The sequence below is a fragment of the Streptomyces sp. NPDC033174 genome, from assembly GCF_055577795.1.
In genome coordinates, this window is sequence record NZ_JBVIPQ010000002.1 from 91,889 (window position 1) to 117,886 (window position 25,998).

The window sequence follows — 25,998 nt, forward strand, 5'->3', positions numbered from 1 at the left end:
ACACCCTGAGAGGAGGCCGCAGAATGCCGGACGACATCTCCCGCGCATCGGGACAGCAGTGGGCCCAGCAGACCCACGTTTCCCAGCACACGTCCTCGCACGGCACCTCGCTCAACTCGGAACACAGCTCAGCCGGTTACCAGCCCGTGCCCCCACCGACCGCGGCACCCGGAGCGATGCCCGCCTTCCCCGCCACGCCCCAGATGCCGGCTCCGACGCCACTGCGGGTCGTCGTGGCAGACGACAACCCGGTGGTGCGGGCCGGTCTGGGGGTACTGCTCTCCGGCCGCCAGGACATCGAAGTCGTGGGCGAGGCCGCCGACGGCCGAGCGGCCTACGAGGCCGCCGTGCGGCACCGGCCGGACGTGGTCCTGCTCGATGTCCGTATGCCCGGCGTGGACGGCATCTCCGCGCTGCCGCATCTGGTGCAGGTCGCACCCGTGATGATGCTGACGTACAGCCGCGAAAGCGAGATCGTGCACGAGGCGCTGCGCCTGGGCGCGGGGGGCTATCTGGTCCACGGTGAGTTCACCGCCGACCAGCTGGTCCAGGCCGTACGGGACATCAAGCTCGGCCGCGCCCACTTCACGGCCACAGCGGCGAACGCCTTGCTGCAGCACATGCGTCAGGGCCCACCCGGTTCGGGAAGCGGCCAGCCCCTCCCCGAGGGGCTCGGCGCCGCACTGACGTCCGGAGTTCCGTACCAGATCCCCGGCTCTGACGTGCACGTTCCCGTGGTCGTTCAGGGGCACGGAGGGCAGTCCCGCAGTCCCCTTCCGGAGATGCCGCGACCCATGGCCGAGCCGGTTCGACAGGCCGAGGGACTTTCGCAACTGCAACCTTTTATGGCACAGTCTTCAACGATGGGGGGCTCGAACCGGGCCCCGAACAAAGATGCCTTCGGGCTGAGTTCACGGGAGGTGGAGGTCATGGAGCTGATTGCATCCGGAATGAGCAACCAGCAGATCGCCGCCACCTGCTTCATCAGTGAGAAGACGGTCAAGAACCACATCAACCGCATCTTCACCAAGCTCCAGAGCGGAAGCCGCAGCGAGGCGATCGCCAGGTGGCTCGGCACGGCGCCGGCCACCGACCAGACGGGCCCCGGCTCGCGAGGGGCTGGTAGCCATGGCTGAGCGGGGCATTCAGGCGGAGAGCCGCGAGCTGGGCCTTGGGGCCCAGTCGGCGGCCGGGCGGGCCCAAGGTTCTCTTTGGGCCCGGGAATGGGTCCTGGGACCCTCTGGTGGGCCGGGTGTTCCGGCGTACGTTTCTCATGTCGAAAGCGGCACCGGCCAGGAGGAAGCCGGTAACGCGGAAGACACAGCAGAGACTTACGCGTCGGCCGACAATCGGTCGGCCGAACCCGGAGGAGATCGCCATGTCGAACAACACCATGCTGAAGGCCGCCGTCAACACCCAGGTCCGCGTCAACGGCTGGGCCAACACCGCGGTCAGCAAGATCCAGAAGCGCTACGAGACCAAGGACCGCGGCCAGACGGCCTTCGAGTACCTCGGCATCATCCTGGTGGTCGTCGCGATCATCGGTGGAATGGTGGCCTCGGGCATCGGCTCGGCGATCACGGACCGCATCAAGGGTCTGGTTGCGACGATCACCGCGGGCAAGTGAGCAAATACGCTCGCAGCGATCGAGGGCAGGCCTTCCCCATCTACATCATGATGGTGGCGGGCCTGCTCTTTCTCGCGTTCGCTTTCTTTACGGTCGGCAAGGCAGCTTCTGTGCGCAACGGCGCTCAGGGCGCTGCGGACGCGGCAGCGCTCGCAGCGGCTCAAGACGCCAGGGACGAGATGGGCCCCGGATTCGTGGCGGCACTCCTCCTTCCCGGTGGGCTCAAAGACTTCCTCGACAATCACTGGATCAGTGGACGTCCGTGTTCCCAGGCGCAGCGCTTCGCAGCAGAGAACCGCTCTGACGTGGTGCCCAACGGATGTCAGCGATCCAGCAGCCCCGGTGTGGATGAGTTTGAGGTCACTGTCGAGACTCGTTACACCGTAGGCGAATCGGTGCTTCCTGGCACAGAGAAGAGGCACGCCAGGGCGACAGCCACGGCTGTCATCGAGTTCCGGTGCACTTGGAAGCCCGACAAGACGGAAGATGAGAAGCCGGGCAAGGGTGACGGTCCTGACAAGGGCAAGGACAAGGACAAGGGCAAGGGCAAGCCCGGGTCTCCCGTGTTCAAATGCGACGGCCGTGACGAGTTCAAGCTTGACCCCACCGATCCCGATATCTGGGAAGAGTTGGCCGAAGTCTTCTTCGCCGTGCACTTGATCGACTCATAGCGAACGACGAACAAAGGAAGCAGTATCCATGAACATTCGGCGTACTACGAGGACTCGAAGGCTAGTGTCAGCTGTCTCCACGGCGGCGGTGTTGGCCCTTGCGGTTTCCGCTTGCGGCGGTGATGACGGCGGCGGCAAGCCCAAGGAGGGCGCCCCGGCCTCGAAGCCTGCGGGTAACCAAGGGTCAAAGCCTGACACGGCAGCAGGGGACAAGGTAGACCCGAATGTGAAACTGGCCGAGATCAAGGGGCAGGTCGGGCTGGTATTGGTTGTCAATCAGGTGAAGCGTGACTCCGGAGGCTTCGTCACGGTCAGCGGTGAGATCAAGAATACCGGCAACCAGTCCCGCAGCATGAATGGGATGGAAGGCTCGGAGCTGGCCATCGTGTCCAAGAATCCCAATTCCGTTGCCGGCGCCATGCTGATCGACAAGGTCGGTAAGAAGCGCTACTACGTCCTGCGTGATACGGATGGCCGTTGCCTGTGCACCACCGCCATGACGCCGGTTGCGGCTGGAGAATCGACTCCCGTGTTCATGCAGTTCCCGGCACCGCCGAGCAGCACCAATGAGGTTGATTTCAACCTTCCGTCGTTTGGCGTCACCTCGCTGAAGATCTCTGGGTGATGGCCGACATGACCCTTCATCGTTCACGGATCAGGTCACAATGGGCGGCGCCAGCGCTCGCAGCCGTTCTGATGACCAGTGCGACCCTCTTCGGTGTTACGGCCGCAGTAGCCGATGACGGCCCCAGCGTCCCCCCAGGCACTGAGGCATCGGCGCAGCCGCCCGTAAAGGTGGACGCTACGGACCCTGACCTCAAGATGGCAGAAGGCGGCACCCTGGCGCCGGCCAAGGTTCTCGACATCATTCAGGTGATCGAGGACGAGGGCGGCGAGGAGCGTCGTGAGGACAGCAACTCCGACGTGAAGTTCGCGCTGCAGGCCGAGGTGCTCTTCGGTAAGGACAGCGCGAAGCTGAGCTCCGCCGCCAACGCGCGAATCTCTGCCATCGCCGCGGAGATCAAGAAGCAGAACGCCACGAAGGTCCGAGTCTTCGGCTTCACGGACAACCTCGGTTCCTCCGCCCACGGTGACGTGCTCTCCAAGCAGCGCGCCGAGGCGGTGCACGGCGTGCTGTCCAAGGAGCTCGGATCGACGATCACGTTCGAGATCCGCGGCTATGGCGAGCAGTACCCAATCGCCGACAACAGCACGGAAGAGGGCCGGAAGAAGAACCGGCGCGTGGAGGTCTCCTTCCCGCGCACTTCGGGCTCCCAGAGCTGACGTGTCCGCGCGAAGGGCCCGGCGCCGCCGACTTGGTCGGGGGTGCCGGGCCCTTCGCATGGGGGCGGGCGGGTGAGCCCCACGGTCGCCGTCGTCACCGATCCACCGCTCTCTGCGATGAGGGTCCAGCGGCGTCGGCGATGAGGGGAAGCCAGCGGCGGGCTCGTGCCGCCCGCTCCGGCGGGTTGCCAGCTCCCTCTGCAGCTCGTCCAGGTGGACGAGCGGGGGTCTGCGGACTCCGGGTACGGTGCGGCGCGCGAGCGCCGAGTCGGCGGCCACGACGGCCTCTTGGCGGGAGCCGCGCCGCATGAGCTCACTCACCGTGCGGGCCGGTGCCGTCGCCCGCAGTCCCCTTCGTGTCGTCCGGCTGTCCTTGTCCGGATCGGCTGAGTCCGTCATGTCGAGGAAGCTCCCGTCGTAGCTCCCCTCGTCGAGGAGTTCGATGCGGTGCAGCAGCGCGGCGGAGCGGTGACTGCAGACCGCGCGGGGGCGCAGCATCTGCAGGGCGCGGGTGCGGCACTCCCAGGTGACGGCTCTGCCGGGGACGGCCCAGGCGCCTCGGCAGAGCCGTTCCCAGCCCTCGGCGCGCAGCCGCCGGTGAAGCCGGCCCTGTGGCCAGCCCGCTTCCCGTGCGCGCGGTGAGGAGCACCCACCTCTCGCAAGCGTCGTCAACTCCCTCATGGAGCAACGGTCTCTGGGACGACCGAGATCGGCATTCCCTGTGGACGACTCTGCGACAGCTCTACGGGTTGGCTCTCCCGTTGTATCCCGAGTGGACCGATCAGGTGTGAAGTACCGCTCAGCGAAGGGGAATTGGAGTAAAGGTCAAGTGCGAGAACTCGCCACTCCGCATTAATGTACGAGCATGAACGGTGCGTACGGGGGATGGGCCGAGTCTGTGGCCCAGGCAGCCAATGCCAGAGCGGCCGGGGTCGCGGGAACGGAAGCGGGCACATGGGGGCCCGGGGGCGGAGTGCCGGGCTACAGGGTGAGCGGTCGTACGCCCTTGCCCCGCGGACTGCTGTGGGTCCAGGTGTTGCAGTGGGCTCAGATCGCGCTGAGCACGTTGTACGTGCTGACGGTGCTGTCGATGATGACCTACTACAACGGCGAGCTGTTCGGGACCCTGCTCTACGACTGCCTGCCGAGCATCCTCGGCATCTGGCTCGCACGGCGCGCCTGGCACGGCGGAGCGCGGACCAGGCGAGGCCTGATCATCGTTCAAGGCTGGCTGCTCTGGCTCTCGTTCGTCTCCCTGCTCCACCTGGACTACCGCGGTCTGACCCAGGCCGCGATCCCGATCGCCGTGATCGTGCTGCTGCGCCGCCCCGACGTGCGCGAGTGGTTCGAGCTGGAGCCCGAGGACCGGGAGCGGCCGCGGGGCTTCCGTATCGAGCGGATGATCCTGTGGCGACGGGACCAGGGTCAGACGGCCATGGAGTATCTCGGCCTGATCCTGGTCGTGGTCGCCGTCATCGGAGCAATGGTGGCCACCGGTATCGGCTCGGACCTGTCGCACCGGATCGGCGCGCAGGTCTGCCGGATCAGCGGCGGCGGTGACTGCGGCGGTTCCGGCGATGGAGGCGGTTCCGGTGGTTCCGGAGGCAGCGGCGGCGATGACGTCGAAGCCGGCGATCCCGCGGAGAACGGAGGCGCGACCGGCGGCAGCGGAGGCAGCGGCGGCACGGGTGGCACGGGCGGCACCGGCTCCGGCGGTACGCAGACCGGCACCGCCGACATCGTCACCATGAGCGACAACGACACCGTTCCCGTCGCCCCCGGCCCCCTCGAGCGCGAGGTCGACAACGACGACTTCAAGGAGGACCCGGACGAGCCGCTCATTCCCGAGGAGCGGAACGACAGGACCCTCTGGGACCACACCCGCGGCTTCTTCGTCGCACCCTTCACCGGCCTGATCAACGACACCTACGCCGTCGCGACCAACCCCAAGAAGGTCGTCACCGACACCGTCGAGGGCATCCGTACCTACACCAAGGACTGGTGGAAGAAGGAAGGCGGCGGCGTCTCCGAGAAGTGGAAGAAGGGCAACTATCTCGGCGCCGGCTGGGAGGCCGCGGACAAGGGCGAGGACTTCGTCATCGACTTCGCGGTCGACATGTTCGTCGACAAGGAGAACTGGAAGAAGGGCAACAAGGGCGCGTCCATCGGTAACACCGCCCTCGGCATCGTCGGCATCTTCACGCCCAAGAGCATCAAGAAGCTGACGCGGATGGGCGACGTCGGCAAGAAGCGCAACTTCCCCAACACGCGCGTGGGCAAGGCCGCCGAGGCGGCGGAGAAGACTCGCGAGTACCTCAAGCGGAACGAGCCCGGCAACGCCAAGAAGTTCGCCGACGAGGCTCAGAAGCACGCCGACGAGGCCGCCGAGAAGGCACGCAAGGACCAGAAGAAGCAGTGCGCGAACCTGGCGATGGCCTCCGGCCGCATGAGTACGGCATCGTCGGCCGCCAAGGTACCGGGCAGGGCCACCGCGGTGACGTACGCAGTGTTCCAGGGCACGGGCGCGTTCCCGACCACGCTTCCCGCCGCCTTGCGTACGGACAACAGCTGCGGCCCCGACGACGATGACGTCAAGGAGGAGCGAGCGGCCCAGCAGGAGGCGCTCAACGCCCGCGAAGCGCTGCTGCGCGACGCCCTGCGCGAAGCCAAGAGGCTGGAGAAGCCGGACAAGGTGAACGTCCAGGACGCGCAGGTGGACCAGTTCCTGTCGCGGGCCAAGGACCGCGAGCTCTGGGACTCGAAGGACTACACCAAGAAGGACGCGGCGGACGCGCTCGACGCCCTGAACAGCCTGGTGCGCGACAAGCGCATCGACGGTCAGAGCCGCGAGATGCTCACCTCCAAGGTGCTGTCCGCCACCAACAAGGACAAGCTCGCCGAGGCGCTGGCCGAGGTCAACACTGTCCGCAGGGTGGCGGAGAACGAGGCGGCCGACGGCACCAGGGTCTACTCCGCCGTGGGTGACGAGGTGGGGAAGACCCCGGACCGCAAGGGCAAGCTGCCCGACGGCAAGGGCGGCGAGATCGACGTCTCCGGTATCCCCGACGCCGATGTGGCTTACCGGGGCAAGGACGGGAAGGTCCACGTCGTCGAGGTCAAGAACAGGGCTCAGGCGACCACTCAGCCGTCGCTCCCACGGCAGGTCGAGCGGCTCGGCAAGTGGCAGAAGGAGCAGCCGGGACGGCAGGCCCGCTACGAGATCGAGAGCACCGACAAGTGGCACCAGATCTTCGACCAGTTCAACTACGAGAAGCAGAGCAAGACGGACAAGAAGCAGGGCAAGCCGAAGGTCCGGCCGCCGGGTAACCCGGCCCTTGAGATGTCCAAGAACGACGTCGGTGTGCGCATCGCCGGGCAGGACGTGTCGCCGGCCCAGCTCAAGCGGATGGAGGCGGTGTGGAACTCCAAGTCCGACACGGAGAAGTACGAGGCCATCCACACGGGCAAGATGAAGGACCCGAAGACGGCCATGGAGTACCTGGGTGTCTCCTGACGAAAAGGCGAGCGGCACGATGACTGAGCGACGGCATCTGGACGAACTGGCCGAGGTGTTCGCCGCACTGCCACCGATCACTTTGGGCTGGACGGAGGAGGTCTGGGAGCTCTACGAGCGGACCGAGCGGGAGTCGGACCTACCGCTCACCGAAGAGCTGCGGGAGAAGTTCGGGTCGCATCGCACCCGTGAAGCGCTCTCCGGCCGTGCGTATCAGGCCTTCCGCTCACTGCGCGAGCAGGTGGAGAAGGAGGGCGGCGCGGAGATCGCGGCCGAGGCGGCGGAGTTGGCCGAGCGGTATGTGCGCGCCGAGGTGGTTGAGACGGATGCCATCTGGCTACTGGACGAACTGGGTGCGCCGTTCGGCGAGGAGGCTCTGCTGCGGCTCGTGGCGGACGACTCGGTGGACGAGTACGCGCGCTTCCTGGCGCGGGAGCGGGTGCGTCTGTTGAGGCGGCCCCGCTACGAGGCACGCGCGGCCCAGCCGGTGACCCCGGACGAGGAGCCGCTGCTGCCCGAGTCCCTCAGGGAGTGGGAGCGGACAGTGCCTGCGACACCGGAGAGCTTCGCGCGGGCCCGCACGGTACTGGAGGATCTGCTCCCGGCCGCGCCGCTGGAGTTCCCCGAGCCTCCGCGTGAGTGGGACGGGGACTATGACGAGGACTGGGACGAGCGTCCGCAGTGGCTCGATGTCCGGCAGGTGATGTGGGCGCTGATGCCTACGGCCGGGCACGTCACCCGCGAGCGTATGGCCGAGGCGCGGCGCGAGTGCGAACTCCACGGTCTGGACGTCCCCGAGGACTTCGCCGAGCGTTGGACGGCGCGGCTCGCGGCCTGGCACACGGAGCAGGTCTTCGACTGGCTGATTAACGACTACGAAGCCTTGATCTCCGGGCCGAGGTGGATCCCCGATATGGCCGAACGCTTCGTACGGAGCAACTTCGCCGCCGAGGCCGCCGTGAAGCTCCTCCGGGTCGCCGACGAGATGCCGGGCAGCAGGGAGGCCCGGGACCGGATCCTCGCCGACGAGGGCGTGCCGCCCGAGATCAGGGAACAGGCGCGGTGACGCGGGCGGGGCCCCGGCTCACGCCGGGCCCCGCCCCCCTCGCGCTCCTCCCTCCGGGGCCCCGCCCTCATCCGCAATCAGACCCATCCCCGCATGGCCACGAATCCGTACAGCAGCACCAGCGTCAGCACACTCAGCACCGCCGCGAACGCCGTCGGCGCCAGCAGCGGACCCCAGGCCCCCGGCCCCGCCACCGTGGCGTGCTTCTCCGGATTCCCCGGGTCGTACGAGACCCTGACCGGCGCCCCCACCTCGAAGCCGAAGGGCCCCGGGGCGTGGTCGGTGAAGCGGATCTCGCGGCCGTCCGGGCCCGGCGTACGGAACGCGAAGACGTACTCGGTGGCGTACGCCCGTTCACTGCCCGGCCCGCGGTCCCGCACCCGGCGCTCCGCGCACCACCCGTCCGCGTGCTCACCGCGCCGTACGAGCCGGAGCACCGTGATGAGGCGCAGCGCGGACCGTACTGCGAAGAGGCCGAGGAACAGCCCGAAGAGCAGGAAGAACGTCGCTTCGCCACCCGGGAGGATCTGCATGGATGTCTCAGCCCCAGTTCTCTGCGCTGCCTGCTGCCTGCTGCCTGCTGCCTGCTGTCGGCTCGGCTACTCGGCTACTCGGCTACTTGACGGTGATGGACTCCACGAACGAGTCGAGCTCGTCCTCCGACAGCGCGCCCTGGACCGCGTTGACCCGGACGAGGAAGGGCACGCCCTTCGAATCCACCCCGGCCACCATGACACCCGTCATCCGGGTCCCCTTCGCGGGGGTGCGCTCCTCGCCGGTCGAGGTGAAGGAGTAGTTGATCCGGCGGGCCTGCGACGCGCTCTCCTCACCGGCGAGCGTCACGTCACTGGACTCCTCCCGGGTCGCCCCGAGCCCGATGACCGCGCCCGCCGCCGTCCCCGCCTCCGCCGCGTCGTCGACGCCGGTCGCGAAGTTCAGCTGGACGGAGACCATGCCCGTGCGCAGGCCGCCCTCCTCCTTCAGCGCGACCGCCGCGTTGTTCTTGCTGCGCTCGGCCGCCGGCTGCTCGGCGTACCCCTTGTCCTTCGGGTAGCCGACCGAGAGGCTCTTGGTGTCGAGCGTGCCCCATCCGCCGGGGACGGCCGCGGCGTCGCCGCCGGTGCCGCAGCCGGTCAGCAGGCCCAGACCGACGGCCGCTGCGACCGCGCCGCCCAGCGCCCTCGAGTGCGTACGGAAGTACGACGTCATCGTTGCTTTCCTTACTTCGCGCAGTAGCTGTACGGCAGGTAGGAGCGCTTGTCGCCCTGCGGAGCGCCGAGGAACTTGGCGTCCGTCAGTGTCTCCTTCTTGTGCTCGTCGGAGATGGAGAACCCAAGACTCATACCCAGCGAGACCTCGAAGCCGAACTCCTCCGCGTCCGTCTCGCCGTTGTAGTTCAGGGTGCTCGACAGACCGTCCTGGAACATCAGCTGCTCGAAGGGGTCCGTTCCCGTCGGCTTCTGGGACAGGGAGTTGTCGCCGAACATGTACTCGAAGGGGGCGGTGTTGTTGCCCGAGCCGTCCAGCCACTTCTCGGCGATGGCCCGCTTGTCCTCCGTGGCCTTGTCCGTCTCCTTGCCGAAGACGATCGAGTTGGTCTCGACCTCGATGCCCGTCGGACCGCCCGACTCCGTGCCGCTGGCCTTGCCGCCGCGCTTGTCCTTCTTCGTCTTGCCGTTGTCGCCCTTGCCCTCGCCCTTGTCGGACGTCGAGGTCTTCTCCACCGTCTGCGTCATGTCGATGCGGACGATCTTGCCGGTCTTCTGGTCGCGGGTGACCGTGATGGCGCCGGTGTGGGTGTCCTTCGCGCCGGCCGTGTAGCCGGGCTTGCCCGCCTCGGCGCTGACCTTGCCCTCGACCTCGAGCTTGGCGGTGTAGGTGTACGACTCGTTGCCGTTGACGTCGTCCTTGGTGATCGTGACGTCCGGGGAGAACTTCGCCTTGCCGCCCAGCTTGGCGCCGAGCTTGGAGTCGTCGCCCGCCTTGATGCCGAGGCCACCGTCCGCCTGGGCGTAGAGGCCGATCGTCGAGTACGAGATCTTCTTCTCGCCGATCTTCTTCTCGATGGCGTCCTTCTTCTTTGCCCACTTGTTGGCGGCGTACCAATTGCCGCCGCCGTACCCGCCACCGTGGGTCATCGAGGTCTCCCACATCTTCATTTCCTCGATGTCGTCCCGCATCTGCTGAGCCTCCTCCTCGCTCTTGAAGACCCAGGTGTCACCGTTGGTGACCTTGATCCCGCCGCCGATGTCCAGGTCGGCCTTGCCGAGCTTGCCCAGCTTGACGCCGGGTGTGCTGGCGTTGACACCGGCGGACGCGGCGTCGGTGAAGGTCATGTAGACCAGCTTGTCGTTGCCGTCGACCTTGCCGTCGCCGTTGACGTCGGTCTTGGCCTGGGCGACCTTCTGCTGGAAGCCGTACTCCTCGCCCCACTCGAACCAGCCGATCTTCACCTTGCCACCGGCCGTGTCGGAGACGTTGGAGACCTGGCACAGCTTGGGCTCGTAGTCGGCGTCGGTCTTGGGCTTCGCGGTGCCGTCCGGGCCGGTGACGCAGCCCCCGCCCCCGCTGCCGGTGAGCGAGGAGATGGCGCAGCGGATGCGCTCGCCGATCGAGCCGCCGATGCCCGCGAGGGAGAGCGCGGAGACCAGCGCGACGACCACCACGATCACGCCCAGGTACTCCATGGCGGTGGCGCCACTGTCCCGCCAGGCATAGGGGTACGGGGCGGGGCCGCTGTCTCCGCGGCCCTCGAGGAGACGGTCCAGGGCCAGGCCGACGGCCCCGCCGGTGACGAGGGAGACGGCCGGCATGTAGATGCCCTCGGCCGCCACGACGTCCCAGGTGACGGCGTAGCCGTAGACGAGAGCGGCGACCGGTACGGCGAAGAGGGCCAGGAGGTACAGGAAACGGGACTCGCGCTGAGCGTCGGGCAGGACCCGGGCGGCGGCCAGCACGGTCAGGACGGTCGTGAGAATGCCGGGCAGGTGCAGCAGGGCCAGCCGCCAGCCGAAGGAGTCGAGCCGATCGGCGGTGGCGAGCGGCTCCAGGAGGGCCTTGGAGAAGACCAGCCCGCAGACGAAGTAGACGATGACGCCGGCGGCCCAGCTGCGCATCAGCGGGAAGAACGGCCCCGGGCTGTCGGGGCTGTGCCCCGGTGCTATGTGACTTCTCCCGCTGGTGCCCCAGCTTCCCCCGCTGCTGCCACCGTTCACGGTCCGACCCCTCTTCTCCCTGATTCCGTGGCGCGAGCGTAGGGGCGATGCGGGGCGCGGGGCGTGGGCCCGTGGACCCCTTGTCGGGCCCAACCGGCGGGCGGGGCGCGGGCGGGCGGGGCGGCCAGGGCATCGACCCTCCGGGGAGCTGGGGCACACTGTCTGTCCCGGACGACCGCCGTAGCCTGGGCGATGGCCGCGCCGAGCGCCTCGCCCTCGGCTTCGGGGCGGTCGCACGCTCTTCCCACCGACCAGGACCGGAGTTCAGATGACGACCACCCCGGGCGTGCAGTTGGTGAAGGATCTCGTGGCGCGCTTTCCGGCTTTCGAGGACGCCTACGAGGCGCATGTGTTCAACGAGCACGGTGTGCTGCCGCATGTCTTCTTCTGGGAGGTGGTGGGCGACACGGTGAGGTCCTACCTCGGGGAGGCTCCCGAGGCCGCGGACTGGCGTGATGTCCTCGACTTCCTGGAGGAACAGAGCCGGCGCGGCGTGGCCGGGATCGACGCGGTGATCGTGACCTCGTTCCTCGAAGACCTGCCCTTTCCCGGGCAGCCCGGCTACGACCTCATCGACCACCTCGGGCCGGTGATGGCGGCGGGGTTCAGGAGGATCCGGCCGTCGGGATGAACGAGCCCGGTTCCGCGCCCCGGCGATCCGTCGAGGAAACCACCGCCCGTGGATGGCCACGCCGGCAGGGGACCGAGGTTGGGTCCGTTGGTGGGCCTGGGGGCCCAAGAAGGTGCCGAAGAAGAAGGGCTGACGCGAATGAGCGCGTGGCGTGTGGCCGCCGCGGCACTACGGGAGCGCCGCGTGCGCGACGTCCTCGTGCCGGGCTGGATCGACCGGGACGACGAGGTGCCCGAGTTCCGGCCCCAGCCGGTGGTGTTGTGGCTGAGGCTGGACGAGGGCCTCCTGCGCCTGACGTCGGAGGGCCAGTACGACCACCTCGGGGCCGAAGTCGTTCCCGGTGCCGGCTGGGACGATGTGAAGCTGCTCGCGGAGGCGGAGGACGAGGTCGTCGTGGCCGCCTGGGGCGAGCAGCTCTTCGGGGACGGCCGGGACGAGCTGCGCTGCACGACACTGCGCGCGTACGTGACGGGTGAGGGCCTCACCACGTGCCTCGGCCTGGACTTCGACGGCGGCCACACGCTCTTCCTCGATCCCACCTGGACCTTCGGCATCAGGACCGGCAACGAGGCGGACGAACGGCGGTGGACGGAGCGGTACGGAAACCGGGCCACCGTGGAGACCGTGGAGCTGAATCCGCGCCCGAATGGGTCCTTGGGCCCATGACCGGCTGCCCTTGGTGCACGTAGCGTTCGGCTCATGTTGCGTATGGGGGTTGTGCGTTCGGTTCGTCGACGGTGGCGCGGGTGTGGTCTCCGTACTGAGGCCCGGTTGTTGGGGTTGCGGAAGTCGCAGCGTGGTCAGGGTGCGTTGGAGTACCTGGGCCTTGTCATGGTTGTCGTGGCGATCGTCGGCGCTCTGGTGGCGACGGGGATCGGTGCGGAGCTGACGGAGAAGATCAGCGCGCAGGTCTGCCGGATCAGCGGTGGTGGTGACTGCGGGGACGGCGGCGGCGGTGACACCCAGGCCCAGGGTCCCGGTTCGGGCAAGCCGGCCTCCGACAACAGTGGTCAGCCCAAGTCTCAGGCGCAGCTTGATTACGAGAAGGCCGTCAAGGATCTCGAGGACGCGCAGAAGGCCGAGAAGTCGGACTCGGACAAGGCGAAGGAAGCCGCCAAGGAGCTGGCGAAGATCCTGGCCGAGGAGCTCGGGATCAAGGATGCCTTCGACTGCATCACCAAGGGCGACATGGGCGCCTGCACCGAGACCCTCATCAACATCCTGACCAGTCTGATCGGTGGTGCGGTCGGGAAGCTGGCGGCGAAGTACGGGGCGCCGTGGAAGTGGAAGAAGGCCGCCGAGCTGATCGGGAAGCTGAAGAAGCACGGCGGGAAGCTCTATGACGGTCTGACGGGTCTGATCAAGAACCGTAAGAAGGTCAAGGACGCCGAGAAGAAGCTCGAGGACGCGAAGAAGAAACTCGACACGGAGAAGAAGGACCCGCCCAAGGAGAAGAAGCCGGACGAGACCACATGCCCGGTCGGTCACAGCTTCCCGCCCGGCACCCGGGTCCTCGTCGCCGGCGGGCTGAGCGTGCCGATCGAGTCCGTACGCCTGGGCGACCAGGTCGTCGCCACCGACCCGGCGAGGGGGCTCACCACGCTCCGCACCGTGACCCGCACCTTCACCACCTACGACGACAAGGACTTCACCCGGCTGACCACCTCGGCCGGTACCGTCACCGCCACTGACACGCATCCCTTCTGGCTCGTCGGCCAAGGGCGCTGGGTGGACGCGGGGGACATTCGCCCCGGTGCCGTGCTCCGGACCCAGCAGGGCAAGGCGCTCGACGTCCTCGCCGTCCACGGCTACACCCAGCGGCAGACCACGCACGATCTGGCCGTCGGCGGACTGCACAGCTACTACGTCGGTGTCGGCTTCAGCAGCGCCCTCGTTCACAACAACGACCCGTGCCCCAAGCCCTCCAAGACGGCTGCCCAGGACCGGAAGAACGCGCTGGCGAAGTGGAAGAGCAAGACCTTCAAGGTGGGCAATGAGAACTTCCAGCTCGACAAGGACGGTATGGACCACTTCCTGAAGCGTCACCACCCCAAGTACTGGGACGGTTCGGTGAAGAAGGACCAGACCTTCTTCGGCAAGAACATGACGGTCGATGACGTGGCGGACGTGGTGCAGCAGATCGTCAATCAGAACCGGGCGGAGCTGGCCCAAAAGGGGACCAACGCCATCTACAACGTCGAAGGTGTGGTCAATGGGGTACGGTACTCGGTCGGCCTGAACCACGGACGTATCGGCCAGCTGTACCCGAAGAAGTAACGAGTGTCATCACTGGAGTGCCGGCAATGGTAGAAGTCCAATCTTTCCTGAAGAGCGGCGACGGGCGGTTCACCGCTGTCCAGGACTGCGTCACGGCTCCCGAAAACCCTCATTACATCGAGGGATGCATTCGACTGGTCGTGGACGGGAAAGAGGTCGTGGGGTTCGAGGAATGGGACCTCGTGGACCAGCTGTGGGCCTACCTGGCGGACCTCGCGGAGCAGCTGGAGGGGGCGTCGGCCAAGGTCTCGACGACGTTCCCCGACCAGCCGCTCGAGTTCTCCATGCAGCGCATGGGCGAGCGAATTCTGGTCGCCTGCGGGGAGAACAAGGCCATGGCTCCTGCTGCTGAGTTGCTGCCCGCCCTGGGGCGGGCGGGCACTCTCTTCTTCGAAGAGCTCGAACGGCTGCTGCCGGGCGAAGCCCATAAGTACACCGCCTACCGAGACCGGCTCGCCGCTCTCTGACTGCGGGGAGAAGCAGTGGTACCGAGCGAATTGCTCACGGCGGACGAGGTCGGACTATTGCGGCGGGCGCTCCTGGAGTGGGGCGGGCCGGCGCGGTGCGGCGATCAGCTTGCCGTCGGCATGGGATTCGCGTCCATGCAGGACCTGCTCGACCAGGGACGGAGACTGCGCGCCGCGCTCGCCGAAGACGCCCCCCTCGCCCCGGTCGACTGGGCCCGCACCCTCCTCGCCACCGAGATCGTCTTCGTCAGCGACCTCGCGGGCACCGGATCCGAATGGCGGACGGCCACCGGGTTCGACGACGCGGGGACCCTCAGCACCCTGCGGTCCATCCAGCGGAAGCTGGGGAAGACCGTCCGGCCCTACTACGGGAAGACCCCGGTCGAATGAGGAGAGGTCGCACCGGCCTGTGCGCGTCTACAACTTCCTGACCGTCCACCGTCCCGCCCCCCGCGCCGTCGCCGAGGCGCTCGCTCTCGCGGTGGGCGTGCCGGTCGACCGGGTCGACGCGGCCGGGCCGGAGGTCGATCCGGAGGAGCGCGACTGGGAGGCGCCCGTCCTGTGTGGCCACCGGCCCGTCACCGGTGATCTCGCTCTGTCCTGGGACGTGTACGTCTCCGATGCCGTACCGGACGCGCCCGACGAGCCGATCGCCGCACTGCTGGTCGCGGCGGCCACCGGGACGACCGTCCTGTATCCGGCGGTGGATGCGCCGGCGCCTTCCGCCTACTGGGCCGCCACCCCCGAGGGGACGGTGACCCGCGCACGGCTGGAGGAGTCGGACGAGGAGGAGCCCGTTCTGACGGTCGAGGCCGTGGGCGCGCCGGTTCCGCAGCTGCCCGGGGCTCGGGTGGTCGCGTTTCCCGAGGGGCGGGGCGGGGCCTGGGTGTGACCCCGACATAATCGACCGTATGTCCCACGACCAGGCACCGAGCCTCCGCCGAGCCGCGCCCGCGCTGTACGGGTACGCCGCGGTGCGGGGTGTCGGGATGGCGGTGTTCGCGGTCGCCGCCGCCGTCGCCGGGAAGGACGGGCTGCGTCTGCTCAAGGGACGCTGGGACTCCGTCTGGTACGTCCGGGTCGCCGAGCACGGATACGGGTACCAGATCACGCTCGCCGACGGCAGCGTCCACTCCGACCTCGCGTTCTTCCCCCTGCTGCCCGCCCTGGAGCGCGGGCTCTCGGAAGTCCTGCGGGTCGACGCCTCGACCGCCGGGCTCCTGGTGTCCTGGGCGGCCTCGCTCGGCGCCGCCTGGGGGATCTACGCGGTGGGCGTCCATGTCGCCGGGCGGCCCGCCGGAGTCGTGCTCGCCGTGCTCTGGGGGGTCGGTCCGACGGCGTTCGTGCAGTCGATGGCGTACACCGAGACCCTCTTCACCGCGCTCGCCGCCTGGTCGCTGTACGCCGTGCTCCGCGCGCGCTGGATCTGGGCCGGAGCCCTCTGCGCCCTGGCCGGTCTCACCCGTCCGTCCGCCGCCGCGCTCATCGCCGCCCTCGGGATCACCGCGCTCGCGACCGTGGTCGAGGAACGCCGGGTCTCCGCGCGGATGGCGGCCGGAGTACTGCTCGCGCCGCTGGGCTGGCTCGCGTACGTGGTCTACGTCGGCGTCCGGCAGGGCAGCCCCACCGCCTACTTCGACGTCCAGGCCGCCTGGGGCAACAGCATCGATGGCGGTGTCGCCCTCGCCCGTTTCATCTGGGGCCTGCCGCCCCTCGCCGCGCTCGGGCTCTGCGCCGCGCTCGCGCTGCTCGTGTGGCTGGTGGTGCTCTGTGCACGGCAGGGGCAGCCGCTACCCGTACTCATCTACACCATCGGCATCGTCGTCATCTCGCTCATCGGCGCCGCCTACTTCGGCTCCCGGCCGCGCCTGATGATGCCCGCCTTCTCCCTGCTGCTGCCCCCGGCGGTGGCGCTGGTACGGCTCCGCCCGCGCGTCCGGCTGCTGGTCCTCGCGGGTCTCGCGCTCGCATCGGGGGCGTACGGGGCGTTCACCCTGCTCGGCTCCGGGCCGCCCTGACGGACCCCCACACGGGGCAGGGCGCGGAGGATGGGTCCGTGGACCCATGCACCGGCGTGAGCACCGCTGTTAGCGTGCCACGTATGACACGACGCATGACCACCATGACGACACGGATCACCACGGCGGTCGTGGCCGTCGCGCTCACCATGGGGCTCACGGCCGGCTGCGAGGACGGGGACGACAAGGAGAACGCCGCCGGTACGAGCGACAGCGGCAAGGGCGCCGCCGAGCGGAAGCCGTCCAGCGCGCCCCCCGCCTCCTCGACACCCCCCGCCGCGGCACCGTCCACGCCGGTGGCCGCTCCCACCGGGAAGCCCCTGACAAAGGCCGAGCTGGAGAAGGCCGTTCTCGCCGCCGCCGACGTGCCCGGCTACACGGTCACGCCCATGGACGGTCCGCCCGGCGAGGGTGAGATCTCCGAGAAGGCCGAGTGCGCGCCGCTCATCGCCGTGCTCAACGGCAAGCCGGAGCCGCTCGCGCAGGCGTCCGCGTACCGGCAGACCGTCGGAGTGAAGAACGGCCGGCCCGCCGTGTCCGAGTTCCTCACCAGCCACGGGCCGAGCGCGGCGACGGTCCTCAGCCGGCTCCGCGCCGCCGCGACGGCGTGCGAGGGAGGCTTCCTCACCCGCGACGGTTCCACCACCTCCACGTACAAGGCCGTGAAGGAACTGCCGCTGCCCAAGGCGGGTGACGACAGCTTCGCGTACCAGCTCACCGCGGACTTCGAGGGTCAGGCCGTGCCGCTGGTCTTCCAGGTCGTCCGCTCGGGACCGACCGTCGCCACCTTCTACACGGCGAACTTCGAGGGCCCGGCCACGCCCGTGATCCCGGTCGCCCTGGTCACCGCGCAGGTCACCAAGCTGAAGAAGTAGCACTCGGTCGGTCCGCCGCAAGCCCAACGCCTTACGGCTCAGGGCTCACGGCTCACGGCTCACGGCTCACGGCTCGATCGTGAGCTGGACGCCCGGCCGCAGGCCCCATTCCGCCATCGCTCCCGCCTCCGCCTCCAGCACATGGCGGGAGCGCAGCCGGATCATGCCGAGCCTGCCCGGCTTCATCGTGACGACGCCGAGGACCCGCAAGTCCTTGTCCAGGTAGGCCACATCGATGGTGAAGCCCATCCGGAAGGTGTGCACGCTGTTGCACGGGGTCAGCATGATCGCCCCGTCGATCCCGTCACGGCCCAGCAGGCCCCGGGTGCGGGCCCGGTAGGACGCCGCGATCTCCACCTTCACCGGCTCGTCCCGTCCCGGAACGGTCATCGTGCCCATGCCATTGCGCCAAGTACCCATGGGTGATGAAGGTAGCGGGTCCGGTCGGAAGCTCTGGGCCCCGGTCCGCGGGGAGTGGGCCCCTGGGCCCATGACCTGCGGTGCGACCCCGTCTAGGGTCGGTCATGTGTACGTCTCGCTGATCGCCGCCGCCGCCCTGTGGGGCGCCGCCACCGGGCTGCTCGTTCCCCGCGCCGCGTACCGGCTCTCCGTCGAGCCGGAGGACCGGTGGCGGGACACGTGCCCCGCCGGGCATCCGTTCGCGGGGCCCGCGCGCGGCTGGCTCGGCCGCGCGCGCTGCGCGTGCTGCGAGGCCACCGCGCCGGTCACCGCCCCGGTCCCGGCCGGCGCACCGGCGACCCCGGCCACCGCGGGGGAGACCCGGGCGACGCACGCCGTGGCGGCCGACGCCTCCAAGACGCACACCCCCGAGGCGCACACCCCCACGACCCGCGCAGCCGCGCCGAGCCCTCCCGAGGGCCCTGCTCCCGAGGCCCTCGCGCCGGACGCCCCCGCCGCGACGGTCACCACGCCGGACCCGGCCGCCCCCGAGGCCATGCCGGACACCGCGGCCCCCGCCCCCGAGGCCGCCCTCACCCCCTCCCTTCTCATCCCGCTCGTCACCGCACTGGCCTGCGCCGCCCTCGCCGCCGCCACCGGGCCCCGCCCCGAGCTGGCCGTCTGGCTGCTGCTGGCGCCCTTCGCCGTGCTGCTCGCCGTGATCGACCGCCGCGTCCACCGGCTGCCCGACCAGCTCACGCTCCCGCTCGCCGTCGCCGCCCCCGCACTCCTCGGTGCGACCGAACTGCTGCCGGCCGAGGCCGGATCGTGGGTGCACGCGCTGCTCGGCGGACTCGCCCTGGGCGGTGCCTACTTCGTGCTCTTCCTGATCAACCCCAACGGCATGGGCTTCGGCGACGTCAAGCTCGCCCTCTCGCTGGGCGCGGTACTGGGCTGGTACGGCTGGGGCATCCTCTTCGTCGGCGCCTTCGCGGGGTTCGTGTTCGGTTCCGTGTACGGGCTCGGCCTGGTCCTGCTGCGCCGGGCGAACCGCAAGAGCGCGATCCCCTTCGGGCCCTTCATGCTCGGCGGGGCGCTGGCCGGGCTGCTCCTCGGCGCCTTCTCGGCGCTCCCCTCCGCGTAGCCCGCGCGGGAAATTCCCGCGACGTCCGGCGTTGCCCCGGGGCAGGATCGGATCATGGACACCAAGCCCGTGAACCTCGCCGAAGCCCTCGCCACGTTCGACGACATCTACAGCCCGCGCATCGTCGCCAGGATGAACGACTACGACGTGCGGGTCGCGCACGCCAAGGGCGACCACCTCTGGCATGTCCACGAGGACACCGACGAGTTCTTCCTCGTCCTCGACGGCCGCTTCGACATCGCGCTGCGCGCCGCCGACGGCACGGAGACCTCCGTGAGCCTCCACAAGGGTGACACCTTCGTCGTACCGAAGGGCACCGAGCACAAGCCGTCCGCCCCGGAAGGCGCCTCCATCCTGATGTTCGAACCGTCCGGGACGGTGTCCACCGGGGACCGCCACGAGGGGGAGATTCCGACCAATGTGGACAGCACCACGGGACATGAACTGATCTGAGGGAGCCGCCCGCATAGCATCGGGGCGTATGCGGACATTTACTGACAAAGAGGCGGAACCGAGCGGGGCGGTCGTCACAGCGCCCGCCCCGCGCTCCCCCTCGAAGCGTCCGGGCGCCCGCCTCTCCTCGGCCCTCCTCCCCTGGGGATGGGCCGCCCTGCTCTTCGCGCTGTACGCGACCGTCGCCGTACGCCGCCACCTCCTGCTCAGAACCACCGGCTACGACCTCGGCATCTTCGAGCAGGCCGTGCGCGCCTACTCTCAACTCCGCGCGCCCGTCGTCCCGTTGCGCGGCGACGGATTCAATCTCCTCGGCGACCACTTCCACCCTCTGCTGGCGGTTCTCGCTCCGCTCTACCGCGTCTGGCCGTCCCCGCTCTGTCTCCTCACCGCCCAGTCCGCGCTGTTCGCCGTGGCCGTCGTCCCGCTCGCCCGCTGGGCCGCCCGGGTACTCGGCCGCCGCGCCGCCCACGCCGTCGCCGCCGGGTACGGACTGAGCTGGGGCATCGCCTCGGCCGTCGCCTTCGACTTCCACGAGGTGGCCCTCGCGGTACCCCTCGTCGCCTTCGCCCTCGAAGCGCTCGGCCGGCAGCGGTGGGGGCGCGCCGTCGCCTGGGCGGCGCCGCTCCTTCTCGTCAAGGAGGACCTGGGGCTGACCCTTGCCGCCATCGGGGTCTACATCGCCTTGAAGGCGGGCGGTCCCGCACGCCGGCCCGGCGGGCCCAAGGGTCCCCGCCTGCTGGGCATCGCGACCGCCGTCGCCGGCCTGCTCGGCTCACTCGTGGAGATCGAGCTCCTGCTGCCCGCCTTCAACCCCGGTGGTTCGTACGCCCACGGCGAGAACCTCTCCGACCACTACGGCTCGTTCCTGAGCATGGTGGCCCACGCCCCGCTGGACGCGCTCCGCCCCGACATCAAGGCCATGACCCTGGTACTGGTGTTCGCCCCGTCCGCGCTGCTCGCGCTGCGCTCACCGCTCTCCCTGATCGCGATCCCCACCCTCGGCTGGCGCATGGTGTCGCAGAACGCCTTCCACTGGGGCACGGCCTTCCACTACAGCGCGATCCTCATGCCCATCGTCTTCGCGGGGCTCATCGACGCGCTGAGCGGATGGCGCCGCACCCGTCATCCGCTCGCCGTCCGTCACATCCGCGCCTCGCTCGCCACGGTCCTCGGCGTCACGCTGGTCACGCTGCCGTCGTTCCCGCTGGCCCAGCTCGCCCAGCGGGCCACCTGGCGCACCACCCCGCACATCGTGGCGGCCCGCGCGCTGCTGGCGAAGATCCCCGACGGGGCGAGCGTTGCTGCCTCCAACCACCTGGTGCCGCAGCTGACTTCGCGCTGCACGGTGGTCGTCTTCCCGACCTTCCCGGTCGACAGCAAGCTCTACCGCTACGACCTCAAGCAGTTCCCGCCGCCGACCACCGAGTGGATCGTCCACGACCGGGAGGCCCCGGAAGCCTGGCCGTACAGAACCGGGCACTGGCCCTACCCGATCGAGCGGCAGGAGGCGGAGCTCGCCGCCGCCCGCCACAAGTACGGCTACCGGGTCGTCGCCCGCCGCGACGGCATCACCCTGCTCCGGCGCACCGCCCGCTGAGCGCCGCCCGGCCCGGCACCCGCCCGTACCCCGGCGCCCTCCATGGAGCCTGCGTCGTACGCCCACCCGCTGCCGTACTGTCGATTCGGTAAGCGCATTCGCACACAGGGGAGTTGAGGATGGCGAAGGGCAAGGTCGCGTACACATGCGGTCTCGACGCGGCGGTCGATGTCGTCGGCGGCAAGTGGAAGCCGATGATCCTGTGGGTGCTGCACACCGGCACGATGCGCTTCGGTGAGCTGCGGCGGCACATGACCGGGGTCAGCGAGAAGATGCTGATCCAGCAGCTGCGGGAGCTGGAGGCCGACGGTGTCGTGCACCGCGAGGTCTACCGGGAGGTCCCGCCCCGCGTCGAGTACTCCCTGACCGAGCTGGGCGAGGCGCTCAACAGGGCCCTGGAGCCGCTCGGCCTGTGGGGCGACACCTTCATGGCCGAGATCATCGCGGCGAAGCAGAAGGAGCAGGTCGCCGAGCCGGTGCTCTGAGGTATCCGGCCGTCAACAGCGCGCCCATCGCGGCGGGTCCCTCTTGGGAGGTACGAACGGCCCGCCACGCCCGGCGCGGGTCCCTCTTCCAGGCCCGGAACGCCTTGTGCGCAGGGGCCCGTGCCCCAACCAGAGCGTATTGACGGCGCACGGTGGCACGCAGCATCACTTATGAAGGGTTATGGTGGAAACCCCCCCTCGGGCCGGTCCGTATCCCCCCCACGGACCGGCCCGTTTTCTGTCTTCAGCCGCGTCCGGCCCAGATGTTGGTGCCGGCCGTGTCCACCGCGAAGGAATCGATCTCCTTCAACTCCTCGGCGGTGAGCGGCGGTCCGGCGAGCGCCGCCACGTTCTCCTCGAGCTGGCGCACGCTCGACGCCCCGATCAGCGCCGATGTCATCCGCTCGTCGCGCAGCACCCAGGTGAGCGCCAGCTGCGCCAGCGACTGGCCCCGGCGCTGCGCGATCTCGCCGAGGCCGCGCAGCCTGCGCAGCACCTCGTCCGAGAGCAGGTTCGGGTCGAGGGACTTGCCCTGGGTGGCCCGCGAGCCCTCCGGGATGCCCTCGAGGTACTTGTTGGTCAGCAGCCCCTGGGCGAGGGGCACGAAGGAGATGCAGCCCATGCCGGCCTCCTCCAGGGTGTCGAGCAGGCCGTCGTCCTCGGTCCAGCGGTTGATCATCGAGTACGAGGGCTGGTGGATGAGGGGCCGCACGCCCATGTCCATCAGCAGCCGGGCCGCCTCGGCGGTCTGCTCGCTGTTGTACGAGGACACACCCACGTACAGCGCCTTGCCCTGCTGGACGGCGGAGGCCAGCGCACCCATCGTCTCCTCGAGGGGAGTGTGGGGGTCGAAGCGGTGCGAGTAGAAGATGTCGACGTAGTCGACGCCCATGCGCTTGAGGGAGGCGTCGAGGGAGGACATCAGATACTTGCGGGATCCCCACTCGCCGTACGGCCCGGCGTGCATCAGATAGCCGGCCTTGGTCGAAAGAACCAGCTCGTCCCGGTATGCGGCGAAGTCCTGGGCGAAGATCTTGCCGAAGTTCAGCTCGGCCGACCCGGGCGGCGGTCCGTAGTTGTTCGCCAGGTCGAAGTGGGTCACCCCGAGGTCGAACGCCCGGCGCAGGATCGCGCGCTGCGAGTCGAGCGTGCGGTCGTCGCCGAAGTTGTGCCAGAGGCCGAGAGAGATGGCGGGCAGCTTGAGCCCGCTGCGGCCGCTGCGGCGGTACTCCATGGAGTCGTAGCGGTCGGCGGCGGCGCGGTACGAAGGGGAATCAGTCACGCAACCCTGCTTATCACGGACTTGTGACAGGCCGGGTTGGGTGGCTGCCGCCCCTGCGCAGTAATGTGGCGGCTTCGGGGACTGCAGCGGCATATGAGGGGCCGGACCAGTGCCGCATCCCCCCGAGGGCACGATGCAGCCCACCATCGCGTGGCGGACCCGATGCCCGGCAGGGGGCGGGGCGGGCCCGCACGGACCGAGAGGTGAACTCAGTGAACTTGCGCGACCTGGTGTACGGGCTCTACGCACGCCGGGTGGAGAGCCGCCTGGATCACGCCCAGGTGCCCAAGCACATCGGCGTCATCCTCGACGGCAACCGCCGCTGGGCGAAGGCCTCCGGCGGCACCCCCGAGCAGGGACACAAGGCCGGCGCGAGCAAGATCCAGGAGCTTCTCGGCTGGTGCGCCGAGACGGACGTCGAGGTCGTCACCCTCTGGATGCTCTCCACGGACAACCTGAACCGGCCCGAGGCGCAGCTGGTGCCCCTGCTCGGCATCATCGAGGACGCCGTGCGCGCCCTGGCCTCCGACGGCCGCTGGCGCGTGCACCACGTCGGCACCCTGGACCTGCTGCCGGCCCGCACGCAGTCCGTACTGAAGGAAGCCGAGCAGTCCACGCGCGGCAACACCGGGATACTCGTCAATGTCGCCGTGGGCTACGGCGGCCGCCAGGAGATCGCGGACGCGGTCCGCTCACTGCTGCTGGAGCACGCGGAGAAGGGGACGAGCTTCGAGGAGCTCGCCGAGATCGTGGACGTCGACCGGATCTCGGAGCACCTCTACACGCGCGGCCAGCCCGACCCGGACCTGGTGATCCGCACCAGCGGTGAGCAGCGGCTGTCCGGATTCATGCTGTGGCAGAGCGCGCATTCGGAGTATTACTTCTGTGAGGTCCACTGGCCGGCCTTCCGTAAGGTCGACTTCCTGCGTGCCCTGCGCGACTACGCCGCCCGCCACCGCCGCTACGGCACCTGACAGCCCCCGGCGCACCACTGCCACCACCGTTACCACCGGTCACCATCGGAACCGCCGTCACCACCGGCACGACCGCCTCCACGGGCCCCGGAGCGTCCCCCGCGGCGCAGGTCACCGTCCGTTCACCAACGCGTCGTCATATGCCATGGCATGGCGGAGCTCGTTCGAGGGAATACCCCTTCCAGAGTGAGCGGCACGGAGTCCGCCCACCCGGGAGGCCCTTTGCACCAGGACGACCGTGCAGGACATGTACGGATGAAGCGGAGGGCCGGCGCCCGGCCCGCGCATCGTGGCCCGAGCCCGGCCCCATCCCCCTGCGACACCGTCGCAGTCGCAGCACGACCTCAGCGCCTCTATCAGAGGGGGTCTGTCCTTCCGTGGTGACCAGCACAAAGCGCCGCATGCCCGACAGGCGCACCTACGTTCTCGACACCAGCGTCCTGCTGGCCGACCCCAATGCGATGGCCCGCTTCGACGAGCACGAGGTCGTGCTCCCGATCGTCGTGGTCACCGAGTTGGAGGCCAAGAGGCACCATCCGGAGCTCGGATACTTCGCCCGGCAGGCACTGCGCCTGCTGGACGACTTCCGGATCCGGTTCGGCCGCCTCGACGCCCCCCTCCCCATCGGGGACCTGGGCGGGACCCTGCGCGTCGAACTCAACCATTCCGATCCCGGCGTCCTCCCCGCCGGCTACCGGTTGGGGGACAACGACTCACGGATTCTGGCGGTAGCGCGCAATCTCCAGGCCGAGGGGTACGACGTCACGGTCGTCTCCAAGGACCTGCCTCTGCGGATCAAGGCCTCGTCCGTCGGCCTCCTCGCCGAGGAGTACCGCGCCGAGCTCGCCATCACGGACTCCGGCTGGACCGGTATGTCCGAGCTGGCCCTGTCCGCCGATCAGGTGGACATCCTCTACGACCAGGAGACGCTGTACGTCCCCGAGGCCGCCGAGCTTCCCGTGCACACGGGTCTGGTGCTCCAGTCCGAGCGCGGCAAGGCCCTCGGACGGATCACCCCCGAGGGGAACGTCCGGCTGGTGCGGGGCGACCGCGAGGCCTTCGGCATCCATGGCCGCAGCGCCGAGCAGCGCATCGCGCTCGATCTGCTCCTCGACCCGGACGTCGGCATCGTCTCGATGGGCGGCCGGGCCGGCACCGGCAAGTCCGCGCTGGCGCTCTGCGCCGGCCTGGAGGCGGTCCTGGAGCGCCGGCAGCACCAGAAGGTGATGGTCTTCAGACCGCTGTACGCGGTCGGCGGCCAGGAGCTCGGCTATCTGCCGGGTACCGAGGCCGAGAAGATGAGCCCCTGGGCCCAGGCGGTCTTCGACACGCTGTCCGCCGTGGCGGGCCGTGAAGTGATCGAGGAGGTGCTCGGCCGCGGGATGCTGGAGGTGCTGCCGCTCACCCACATCCGGGGCCGCTCGCTGCACGACGCGTTCGTCATCGTCGATGAGGCGCAGTCACTGGAGCGGAACGTGCTGCTGACCGTGTTGTCCCGGATCGGGGCCAATTCCCGGGTCGTTCTGACCCACGACGTGGCCCAGCGTGACAACCTCCGGGTCGGCCGGTACGACGGCGTCGTCGCCGTCGTGGAGAAGCTGAAGGGACATCCGCTCTTCGCGCATGTCACCCTCACCCGCTCCGAGCGCTCGCAGATCGCCGCGCTCGTGACCGAAATGCTGGAGGACGTCACCGGCTGACGGATATCACCCGGTCCGACAGGGCAAGCCCGCTATGGGAGTTGGCGCCGCCCGGCGAAGCGCAGGAGCTTAGCCGGGCGGCGCCGTGCTGCGCGCCCCATTCCCCAAAATCCCTGTGACGAACGGCGTGTGAGCTTTCACACGCAACGAATAATTGCCTTGCGGCGTCGCCTTCCGGCAGAGTCTTGCTTCCGTCAGGCCCCGCATACGGCACACGTGCACCTCCAGAGGTGTGGCACCACACAACTCAACAACCGATCGCCGTATGCCGCCCGAAGCACCACGCGGCGCTTCCGTTCTGCGGAAGTTCCCACGG

26 protein-coding genes are annotated in these 25,998 nt (G+C 69.1%); 21 read left to right on the forward strand and 5 right to left on the reverse strand.

Annotation, left to right across the window (positions count from 1 at the left end; all coding sequences use genetic code 11):
* The first annotated feature begins 23 nt into the window (after positions 1-23).
* From ACZ5VC_RS06685 to ACZ5VC_RS06715, 7 genes are all read left to right on the forward strand, one after another.
* A complete protein-coding gene (locus ACZ5VC_RS06685) occupies positions 24-1,136 on the forward strand; it encodes a response regulator (RefSeq protein WP_469119028.1) in 1,113 nt (370 codons plus the stop codon).
* Between the two features lie 242 nt (positions 1,137-1,378).
* Complete coding sequence (locus ACZ5VC_RS06690; protein WP_469119029.1) at positions 1,379-1,627, forward strand: hypothetical protein; 249 nt, start codon at positions 1,379-1,381, stop codon at positions 1,625-1,627.
* The gene (locus ACZ5VC_RS06695; RefSeq protein WP_469119030.1) at positions 1,624-2,298 is read left to right on the forward strand and encodes a pilus assembly protein TadG-related protein; all 675 of its coding nucleotides are present in this window, start codon (positions 1,624-1,626) and stop codon (positions 2,296-2,298) included. Before ACZ5VC_RS06690 ends, ACZ5VC_RS06695 begins: the two co-directional genes overlap by 4 nt.
* Positions 2,299-2,326: 28 nt before the next feature.
* A complete protein-coding gene (locus tag ACZ5VC_RS06700; protein ID WP_469119031.1) occupies positions 2,327-2,923 on the forward strand; it encodes a hypothetical protein in 597 nt (198 codons plus the stop codon).
* Positions 2,924-2,931: 8 nt separating this feature from the next.
* Positions 2,932-3,582 (forward strand): OmpA family protein, encoded by a 651-nt coding sequence (locus ACZ5VC_RS06705; RefSeq protein WP_469119582.1) that lies wholly within the window; start codon positions 2,932-2,934, stop codon positions 3,580-3,582.
* Between the two features lie 988 nt (positions 3,583-4,570).
* Complete coding sequence (locus tag ACZ5VC_RS06710) at positions 4,571-7,096, forward strand: Flp family type IVb pilin (RefSeq protein WP_469119032.1); 2,526 nt, start codon at positions 4,571-4,573, stop codon at positions 7,094-7,096.
* Positions 7,097-7,115: 19 nt separating this feature from the next.
* Positions 7,116-8,162, forward strand: a complete 1,047-nt coding sequence (locus ACZ5VC_RS06715; protein WP_469119033.1) for a hypothetical protein — start codon at positions 7,116-7,118, stop codon at positions 8,160-8,162.
* A gap of 77 nt (positions 8,163-8,239) precedes the next feature.
* Here ACZ5VC_RS06715 and ACZ5VC_RS06720 read toward each other — a convergent pair whose 3' ends face one another.
* From ACZ5VC_RS06720 to ACZ5VC_RS06730, 3 genes are all read right to left on the reverse strand, one after another.
* Positions 8,240-8,695, reverse strand: a complete 456-nt coding sequence (locus tag ACZ5VC_RS06720) for a DUF3592 domain-containing protein (protein ID WP_469119034.1) — start codon at positions 8,693-8,695, stop codon at positions 8,240-8,242.
* Between the two features lie 82 nt (positions 8,696-8,777).
* Positions 8,778-9,371 carry a hypothetical protein gene (locus ACZ5VC_RS06725; protein ID WP_469119035.1) on the reverse strand — a complete coding sequence of 198 codons (594 nt, stop codon included), beginning with the start codon at positions 9,369-9,371 and terminating at the stop codon, positions 8,778-8,780.
* An 11-nt stretch (positions 9,372-9,382) separates the two neighbouring features.
* A complete protein-coding gene (locus ACZ5VC_RS06730; protein WP_469119036.1) occupies positions 9,383-11,278 on the reverse strand; it encodes a hypothetical protein in 1,896 nt (631 codons plus the stop codon).
* Between the two features lie 367 nt (positions 11,279-11,645).
* Between ACZ5VC_RS06730 and ACZ5VC_RS06735 the strand changes: the two genes are divergently transcribed.
* The 8 genes from ACZ5VC_RS06735 to ACZ5VC_RS06770 all read left to right on the forward strand — a co-directional run bounded on the left by ACZ5VC_RS06735 (position 11,646) and on the right by ACZ5VC_RS06770 (position 17,645).
* On the forward strand, positions 11,646-12,008 hold the full coding sequence (locus ACZ5VC_RS06735; protein ID WP_469119037.1) for a hypothetical protein: 363 nt from the start codon (positions 11,646-11,648) through the stop codon (positions 12,006-12,008).
* Between the two features lie 138 nt (positions 12,009-12,146).
* Complete coding sequence (locus tag ACZ5VC_RS06740) at positions 12,147-12,674, forward strand: hypothetical protein (RefSeq protein WP_469119038.1); 528 nt, start codon at positions 12,147-12,149, stop codon at positions 12,672-12,674.
* A 174-nt stretch (positions 12,675-12,848) separates the two neighbouring features.
* Entirely contained in the window at positions 12,849-14,285 is a 1,437-nt protein-coding gene (locus ACZ5VC_RS06745; protein WP_469119039.1) for a polymorphic toxin-type HINT domain-containing protein, read from the forward strand.
* A 26-nt stretch (positions 14,286-14,311) separates the two neighbouring features.
* On the forward strand, positions 14,312-14,752 hold the full coding sequence (locus tag ACZ5VC_RS06750; protein ID WP_469119040.1) for a hypothetical protein: 441 nt from the start codon (positions 14,312-14,314) through the stop codon (positions 14,750-14,752).
* A gap of 120 nt (positions 14,753-14,872) precedes the next feature.
* A complete protein-coding gene (locus tag ACZ5VC_RS06755) occupies positions 14,873-15,142 on the forward strand; it encodes a hypothetical protein (RefSeq protein ID WP_469119041.1) in 270 nt (89 codons plus the stop codon).
* Between the two features lie 19 nt (positions 15,143-15,161).
* Positions 15,162-15,644, forward strand: coding sequence for a hypothetical protein (locus tag ACZ5VC_RS06760; protein WP_469119042.1), 483 nt, complete (start codon positions 15,162-15,164; stop codon positions 15,642-15,644).
* A 19-nt stretch (positions 15,645-15,663) separates the two neighbouring features.
* The gene (locus ACZ5VC_RS06765; RefSeq protein WP_469119043.1) at positions 15,664-16,770 is read left to right on the forward strand and encodes a hypothetical protein; all 1,107 of its coding nucleotides are present in this window, start codon (positions 15,664-15,666) and stop codon (positions 16,768-16,770) included.
* 83 nt (positions 16,771-16,853) lie between these two features.
* Positions 16,854-17,645: a hypothetical protein gene (locus ACZ5VC_RS06770; RefSeq protein ID WP_469119044.1), complete on the forward strand. Its 792-nt coding sequence runs from the start codon at positions 16,854-16,856 to the stop codon at positions 17,643-17,645.
* Between the two features lie 66 nt (positions 17,646-17,711).
* Here ACZ5VC_RS06770 and ACZ5VC_RS06775 read toward each other — a convergent pair whose 3' ends face one another.
* Entirely contained in the window at positions 17,712-18,065 is a 354-nt protein-coding gene (locus ACZ5VC_RS06775) for a DUF192 domain-containing protein (RefSeq protein ID WP_469119045.1), read from the reverse strand.
* A gap of 70 nt (positions 18,066-18,135) precedes the next feature.
* On the opposite strand from ACZ5VC_RS06775, the gene ACZ5VC_RS06780 reads away from it, so the two are divergent.
* The 4 genes from ACZ5VC_RS06780 to ACZ5VC_RS06795 all read left to right on the forward strand — a co-directional run bounded on the left by ACZ5VC_RS06780 (position 18,136) and on the right by ACZ5VC_RS06795 (position 21,726).
* Positions 18,136-19,188 (forward strand): prepilin peptidase, encoded by a 1,053-nt coding sequence (locus ACZ5VC_RS06780; RefSeq protein ID WP_469119046.1) that lies wholly within the window; start codon positions 18,136-18,138, stop codon positions 19,186-19,188.
* 54 nt (positions 19,189-19,242) lie between these two features.
* Complete coding sequence (locus ACZ5VC_RS06785) at positions 19,243-19,641, forward strand: cupin domain-containing protein (RefSeq protein ID WP_469119047.1); 399 nt, start codon at positions 19,243-19,245, stop codon at positions 19,639-19,641.
* 28 nt (positions 19,642-19,669) lie between these two features.
* The gene (locus ACZ5VC_RS06790) at positions 19,670-21,241 is read left to right on the forward strand and encodes a DUF2079 domain-containing protein (protein WP_469119048.1); all 1,572 of its coding nucleotides are present in this window, start codon (positions 19,670-19,672) and stop codon (positions 21,239-21,241) included.
* A 119-nt stretch (positions 21,242-21,360) separates the two neighbouring features.
* Positions 21,361-21,726, forward strand: coding sequence for a winged helix-turn-helix transcriptional regulator (locus tag ACZ5VC_RS06795; RefSeq protein ID WP_469119049.1), 366 nt, complete (start codon positions 21,361-21,363; stop codon positions 21,724-21,726).
* A 244-nt stretch (positions 21,727-21,970) separates the two neighbouring features.
* Here ACZ5VC_RS06795 and mgrA read toward each other — a convergent pair whose 3' ends face one another.
* Complete coding sequence (mgrA, locus tag ACZ5VC_RS06800) at positions 21,971-23,008, reverse strand: L-glyceraldehyde 3-phosphate reductase (RefSeq protein ID WP_469119050.1); 1,038 nt, start codon at positions 23,006-23,008, stop codon at positions 21,971-21,973.
* A 212-nt stretch (positions 23,009-23,220) separates the two neighbouring features.
* Between mgrA and ACZ5VC_RS06805 the strand changes: the two genes are divergently transcribed.
* Positions 23,221-23,982 (forward strand): isoprenyl transferase, encoded by a 762-nt coding sequence (locus ACZ5VC_RS06805; RefSeq protein ID WP_468711921.1) that lies wholly within the window; start codon positions 23,221-23,223, stop codon positions 23,980-23,982.
* Positions 23,983-24,359: 377 nt separating this feature from the next.
* On the forward strand, positions 24,360-25,682 hold the full coding sequence (locus tag ACZ5VC_RS06810; RefSeq protein WP_468711920.1) for a PhoH family protein: 1,323 nt from the start codon (positions 24,360-24,362) through the stop codon (positions 25,680-25,682).
* Positions 25,683-25,998: the final 316 nt, after the last annotated feature.